Genomic DNA, 6,091 nt, shown 5'->3' on the forward strand with positions numbered 1-6,091 from the left:
CCCCTGTCACCCCCCCTCCGATCGCGTCGGGGTCCGATCCGGCGCGGCTAGGCGAACATCCTTCTTCAGGGTCTCCTGACCTCGCTGAGGAAGGAGCTTTCCGTGACCGAACTGACCCCCTATCAGAAAGAGGCGATTGGCCGGGCGACCTATATGCGCCAGGACATCGCGAGCTTCCGGAACACCTGGCCGGCTCTCAATTCGGCCGAGGCCCTGCCGCTGATCACCTGGAGCGAACTCGAGCGCCAGTTGATGAGCCTTTCGGCCACGGCGAGTGGCGCGGCCATGGTCCACGACCTGGTGGCGGCCACGCGCAAGCAAGCTTCGTTCAAGCCCAGCGAGCTGGTGATGCGGGAGATCCTCTGCATCGCGAGCGCCGTGATGGACGAGACGTTCCCGTCGGACTTCTCGTCTTCGGACTCGGAAGCGGACGACCTAACAATCTAAGCGTCCCCCTCCGTTTGGCCTTCATCGCGGCCGTGATGATCGTGACCGCGCTCGCGTTCGGTTCGATCCTGGCGGGGCTCCACGCACTCGAAGGCCTGCTGCCCTAAGAGACCTCGCCCGAGGAGCCGGGCGCCTACTCCAACCATCAACATTGGCAACGCGCCGGTCTCGCCGGCGTGAAGGAGACCGCTCATGCTCAAGGAACGCCGCCAAGCCGCCCAGTCCGTGGCAGACGCCCTGTTCGCCGCGGAGAAGGCCATCGACGCCGCCCTCGCTTCCACGGCCACCCTCGCCGCCCTGATGCCCGCCAGCCGTCAGGCGGCGAACCTCTCGGCGCTGATCGGCCAAGACGCGCTGATGTCGGCCGTCAACACGATGCAGGCCCTGGCCGCGGCGCGCGAAGGCATCGTCACGACCCACAAGCACCTGTCGGTGGCCCAGCACGACATTGGCCTCTCGGCCGTGAGCTTCGACGACAGCGACGAGTTCGGCCAGGCGCCCGAGAAGCCGGAGGGCATGGCCAAGAGCAAACGTCGCCTGACCGTCGCCGCCTAAACCCTTCGGGTTCGCCCGTAGCGGAGTTTTCAGGCTTCGATTAAACGCATGATCCTCGTCGGCCATGGCCGGCGAGGATCTTTGCAATCCGGCGGAAGGACGCCAACCTAACGCGATGGCGCTCAACCATCCTTATCAGTGGGTCAGCCTCGCGGCGTTGCTCATTTCAACCGGTGTCGCGTTTTGGCGAGGCGGCTGGCCCGAACGGCTGGCCGCCGCGGCCATGATCGCCGCGTGGTTCTCCACCGGGTGGCTGTATGACAGCAAACTGCGGTTCGGACCGCAGAGCGCCGCATTCCTCGTCGACGCCGCCCTGATGATGGTGCTGCTGTTCATCGCCCTGCGATCGAACCGATGGTGGCCGATGTGGGCCTGCGGCTTTCACGCCCTCAGCCTGATCCTGATGCTGGCCACCCTGGCCGATCCCAGGATTCCGAACCGCGCCAGCCTGGTCGCCGGCGGCGGCCTGTTCAGCTACCTGACCATGGCCACGCTGTTGTGCGGAGCCCTGCCGCGCCGTCGCCGGCCTGACGCCGCGTCACCGCTGACATAGCCTCGAACGCCTGTTTCACTCCCTCCAAACAACAGGAGGAAACCCATGGGCGAAGCCTATATCGTGGCGGCCGCGCGGACGGCCGGCGGACGCAAGGGCGGCAAGGTCTCGGGCTGGCATCCGGCCGATCTGGGCGGCGTCATTCTGGACGCCCTGGTCGATCGCACCGGCGCGGATCCGGCCTTGGTCGAAGACGTGATCATGGGCTGCGTCGGCCAGGTCGGCGAGCAGGGCCTGAACGTCGCCCGCAACGCCATCCTCGCCTCCAAGCTGCCCGAGAGCGTGCCGGGGACCTCGGTCGACCGCCAGTGCGGCTCGTCGCAGCAGGCCATCCACTTCGCCGCCGCCACCGTGATGTCGGGCGCGATGGACATCGTCATCGCCGCCGGCGTCGAGAGCATGAGCCGCGTGCCGATGGGCCTGTCCTCGCAGCTGCCGTACAAGAACGGTTTCGGCACCTACAAGAGCCCGCGCATCGAGGACAAGTATCCCGGCATTCAGTTCAGCCAGTTCATGGGCGCCGAGATGATGGCCAAGAAGTACGACCTGTCGCGGGTCGACCTCGACGCCTTCGCGCTCGAGAGCCACCAGCGCGCCATGGCCGCCACCAAGGCCGGCAAGTTCGCCGCCGAGATCGTGCCGATCGAGGTCAAGCTGGAGGACGGCAAGACCGAGCGCCACGAGGTCGACGAAGGCATCCGCTGGGACGCCTCGATGGAGTCGATCGGCTCGGTGAAGCTGCTGGCCGAAGACGGCCGCATCACCGCCGCCACCTCCAGCCAGATCTGCGACGGCGCGGCCGGCGTGATGATCGTCAACGAGCGCGGCCTCAAGGCCCTGGGCGTCGAGCCGCTGGCCCGCATCCACCACATGACCGTGATCGGCCATGACCCGGTGATCATGCTGGAGGCCCCGATCCCCGCCACCCTGAAGGCGCTGGAGCGGGCCGGCATGAAGATCGGCGACATCGACCTCTACGAGGTCAACGAGGCCTTCGCCTCGGTGCCGACGGCGTGGCTGAAGGTCACCGGCGGCGATCCGGCCAAGCTGAACGTCAACGGCGGCGCCATCGCCCTGGGCCACCCGCTGGGCGGTTCGGGCGCCAAGCTGATGACCACCCTGGTCCACGCCCTGAAAGACCGCGGCGCCCGCTATGGCCTGCAGACCATGTGCGAGGGCGGCGGCCTGGCGAACGTCACGATCGTCGAGCGGTTGTAGGGTCCTTCTCCCCTTGCGGGAGAAGGTGTCAGCGAAGCTGACGGATGAGGGGTCGCGCCGGCGACGCCGAGAGACCCCTCACCCGGCCTTCGGCCACCCTCTCCCGCAGGGGGAGAGGGATAGGGAGACCACCATGATCACCCTCTGGCACTGTCGCGACGCGCGCTCGTTCCGGCCGCTGTGGGCGCTGGAGGAGCTGGAGCTGCCCTACGATCTCAAGCTCCTGCCGTTCCCGCCGCGCTTCCATGCGCGGGAGTACCTGGACGAGAACCCGCTGGGCACCATCCCGCTGCTGGTCGATGGCGAGACGCGGATGACCGAGTCCGCGGCGATGATCGAGTATCTCTCGATGCGTCACGGCGGCGGCCGGCTGTCGGTGCGACCCGAAGAGCCGGGCTACGGCGCCTATCTGAACGGCCTCGTCTATGGCGAGGCCACCCTGACCTTCCCCCAGACCCTGGTGCTGCGCTACGCGCGGCTCGAACCCGAGGAGCGCCGCCAGCCCCAGGTGGCCGAGGACTACGCCCGCTGGTTCCTGGCGCGGCTGAAGGGGCTGGAGGCGATCCTGGAAGGGTCGGCGTTCGTCGCGGCCGACCGCTTCACCGGCGCCGACATCTCGGTGGCCTACGCCCTGCTGCTGGCGAGGGCCCTGAAGCTGGACGGCGCGTTCCCAACGGCGGTGGTCGACTACCGGAATCGCGTCAGCCAACGCCCAGCCTTCGCCCGCGCCATGGCGGCGCAAAGCGCGGCTCCAGCAAGCGTTTGAACGTTTTTATCGTCTTACGGCAAATTAACTCAGCGACCGGGGGTTTGTCGGCTAGAAGGCCGACGACGAACAACTGCCGCTGGGGATGAACGTGCTTTACCGGATCAATGGGCGCCGCCCGAGCTTGAGCGCGCTGGTCTTGGTCCTGGGGGTGAGCGCGATCGCCCTCTCCGGATGCGGCGACAAGAAGCCCAAGAAGGCCAAGGCTCCGGCGGCGGCGGCCACCGTCAGCGTGGTCACGGTCGCCAGCCAGCCGATCGCCCGTCAGATCAGCGCCACCGGCACGATCTCGCCCTGGGAAGAGGTGCCGGTCGGCGCCGAGACCGGCGGCCTGACAGCCCTCTCGGTCAACGCCGAGGAAGGCCAGGTCGTCCAGGCCGGCCAGGTGCTGGTCAAACTCAACGACGCGCTGATCAGCGCCCAGCTGCGCCAGCAGGAAGCGGCCGTGGCCAGCGCCCGCGCCACCCTGGCCGAGGCCCAGGCCGCCCTGGGCCGCGCCCGCGAGCTGCAGGCCAAGGGTTATCTCTCGCAGGCTTCGCTGGACACCGCCACCGCCCGCCAGGGCACGGCCGCCGCCAACCTGGCCGCCGCCGAGGCGGCGCGGGGCGAGACCGCCGCCCGCCTGGCCCAGACCTCGATCCGCGCCCCGGTCGGCGGCCTGATCAGCCGTCGCAGCGTCACCAAGGGCCAGATCGTCACGTCCGGCTCCGAGCTGTTCCGCATCGTCCGCGACAGCCGCCTGGAACTCGACGCCGACATCCCCGAGACCGAGCTTGGCGCCGTGAAGGCGGGGATGCCGGCCACGATCTATTCCGACAAGGTCGGCGAAACGAGCGGCCGCGTCCGCATCGTCACCTCCGAGGTCAACACCACCAGCCGCCTGGGCGTGGCGCGCGTGGCGCTGTCGTCGATGGGCGGTTTCCGTCCGGGCATGTTCGCCCGCGTCCGCATCGACGCCGGGGACCAGCCCGCGCTCGTCGTGCCCAGCGCCTCGGTGCTGTACCGCGAGAACCGTCCGGGCGTGTTCGTGGTCGACAACGCCAAGAAGGTTCACTTCCGCCGGATCCAGATCCTGACCACCACCGGCGACCGCGTTGCCGCCACCGGCCTCGCCGCCGGCGATCAGGTGGTCGTGGATGGCGCGGGCTTCCTGGGCGAGGGCGATCTGGTGCGCGTCAGCGCCATCGCTCCCGCTCGCTGAGGACGCCCTGATGCGCAACATCTCGTCCTGGTCGATCAAGAACCCGATCCCCGTCATCCTGCTGTTCCTGCTGCTGACCATCGCCGGGATCGCGGGCTTCCGCTCGATGCGGATCAACAACAATCCCGACGTCGACCTGCCGATCGTCGTCGTCACGGCCGTGCGCCCCGGCGCCGCGCCCAGCGAGCTGGAAACCCAGGTCACCCGCCTGATCGAGGACTCGATCGCGGGCCTTGGCCAGGTGCGGCACACCAACTCGACGATCGTCGACGGCGCCTCGACCACGGTGATCGAGTTCGAGCTGGGCGTGGACCACGAGCGCGTCACCAATGACGTGCGCAACGCCATGTCCAACCTGCGCGGCTCGCTGCCCCAGGACATGCAGGAGCCGACCGTCACCCGCGTCGACATCTCCGGCGACGACCTGATCACCTATGTGGTCAAGGCGCCGACCCTGACGCCCGAGCAGCGCAGCTGGTTCGTCGACAACGACGTCAGCCGCGCCCTGCTGGCGATCCGCGGCGTCGGCGAGGTCAACCGCCGCGGCGGCGTCAATCGCGAGATCGAGGTCGCGCTAGACCCCGATCGTCTGGCCGCGCGGGGCGTCACCGCCGCCGCCGTCAGCCAGGCCCTGGTCTCGTCGAACGCCGACCTGCCTGGCGGCCGGGTGACCATCTCGGGCGCCGAACGGGCCATCCGCACCCTGGGCGCGGCCGGTTCGGTCGAGCAGCTGCGCGAAACCCGCGTGCCGCTGCCCAACGGCGGCGCGGTGCGCCTGGCCGACCTGGGCCAGGTCACCGACCACTGGGCCGAGCCGCGCTCGCGCGCGCGCTTCGACGGCCAGGAGGTGGTGACCTTCTCGATGATCCGCTCGCGCGGCGCCTCCGAGGTGCAGACCGCCGAGAAGATCCGCAAGGCCGTCGAGAAGCTGGACAAGGAGCACCCCGAGGTCGAGATCGAGGAGATCACCTCGAACGTGAAGTACATCGAGGAGAGCTATCTGGCCTCGATGGAAGCCCTGATCATCGGGGCGATCCTGGCCGTGCTGGTGGTGTTGCTGTTCCTGCGCGACTGGCGCGCCACCCTGCTGGCGGCCGTGGCCATCCCGACCTCGCTGCTGCCGACCTTCGCGGTGCTGGCGCCGATGGGCCAGTCGCTGAACGGCGTCACCTTGCTGGCGCTGTCCCTGACCGTCGGCATCCTGGTCGACGACGCCATCGTCGAGATCGAGAATATCGTCCGCCACATGCGCGGCGGCAAAAGCCCCTATGCGGCGGCCATGGAGGCGGCTGACGAGATCGGCCTGGCGGTCGTGGCCACCACCTTCACCATCGTGGCGGTGTTCGCGCCG

7 protein-coding genes are annotated in these 6,091 nt (G+C 68.8%); all 7 read left to right on the plus strand.

Annotated features, from left to right (window positions below):
- Positions 1-153 precede the first annotated feature (153 nt).
- Positions 154-447: a hypothetical protein gene (locus AX690_RS07385; protein WP_231732139.1), complete on the plus strand. Its 294-nt coding sequence runs from the start codon at positions 154-156 to the stop codon at positions 445-447.
- Positions 448-639: 192 nt separating this feature from the next.
- Positions 640-1,002, plus strand: a complete 363-nt coding sequence (locus AX690_RS07390; RefSeq protein ID WP_066682905.1) for a hypothetical protein — start codon at positions 640-642, stop codon at positions 1,000-1,002.
- 115 nt (positions 1,003-1,117) lie between these two features.
- Positions 1,118-1,555 carry a hypothetical protein gene (locus AX690_RS07395; protein ID WP_066682904.1) on the plus strand — a complete coding sequence of 146 codons (438 nt, stop codon included), beginning with the start codon at positions 1,118-1,120 and terminating at the stop codon, positions 1,553-1,555.
- Between the two features lie 45 nt (positions 1,556-1,600).
- The gene (locus AX690_RS07400) at positions 1,601-2,773 is read left to right on the plus strand and encodes an acetyl-CoA C-acetyltransferase (protein ID WP_066682903.1); all 1,173 of its coding nucleotides are present in this window, start codon (positions 1,601-1,603) and stop codon (positions 2,771-2,773) included.
- Between the two features lie 133 nt (positions 2,774-2,906).
- Positions 2,907-3,539: a glutathione S-transferase family protein gene (locus AX690_RS07405; protein WP_066682902.1), complete on the plus strand. Its 633-nt coding sequence runs from the start codon at positions 2,907-2,909 to the stop codon at positions 3,537-3,539.
- A gap of 151 nt (positions 3,540-3,690) precedes the next feature.
- On the plus strand, positions 3,691-4,740 hold the full coding sequence (locus AX690_RS07410) for an efflux RND transporter periplasmic adaptor subunit (RefSeq protein ID WP_231732138.1): 1,050 nt from the start codon (positions 3,691-3,693) through the stop codon (positions 4,738-4,740).
- Positions 4,741-4,750: 10 nt separating this feature from the next.
- A partial coding sequence (locus AX690_RS07415) for an efflux RND transporter permease subunit (RefSeq protein ID WP_197426803.1) occupies positions 4,751-6,091 on the plus strand: 1,341 nt, incomplete at its 3' end.

Origin of the sequence: Caulobacter sp. CCH9-E1 (assembly GCF_001556515.1) — a bacterium.
In the GTDB taxonomy this organism is placed as follows: Bacteria; Pseudomonadota; Alphaproteobacteria; order Caulobacterales; family Caulobacteraceae; genus Caulobacter.

What these genes read in the sequence shown, in the direction of transcription:
- AX690_RS07390 (WP_066682905.1), top strand. Translation starts at nt 640, where the DNA reads ATGCTCAAGGAACGCCGCCAAGCCGCCCAGTCCGTGGCAGACGCCCTG.
- AX690_RS07400 (WP_066682903.1), top strand. Translation starts at nt 1,601, where the DNA reads ATGGGCGAAGCCTATATCGTGGCGGCCGCGCGGACGGCCGGCGGACGC.
- AX690_RS07405 (WP_066682902.1), top strand. Translation starts at nt 2,907, where the DNA reads ATGATCACCCTCTGGCACTGTCGCGACGCGCGCTCGTTCCGGCCGCTG.
- AX690_RS07385 (WP_231732139.1), top strand. Translation starts at nt 154, where the DNA reads ATGCGCCAGGACATCGCGAGCTTCCGGAACACCTGGCCGGCTCTCAAT.
- AX690_RS07395 (WP_066682904.1), top strand. Translation starts at nt 1,118, where the DNA reads ATGGCGCTCAACCATCCTTATCAGTGGGTCAGCCTCGCGGCGTTGCTC.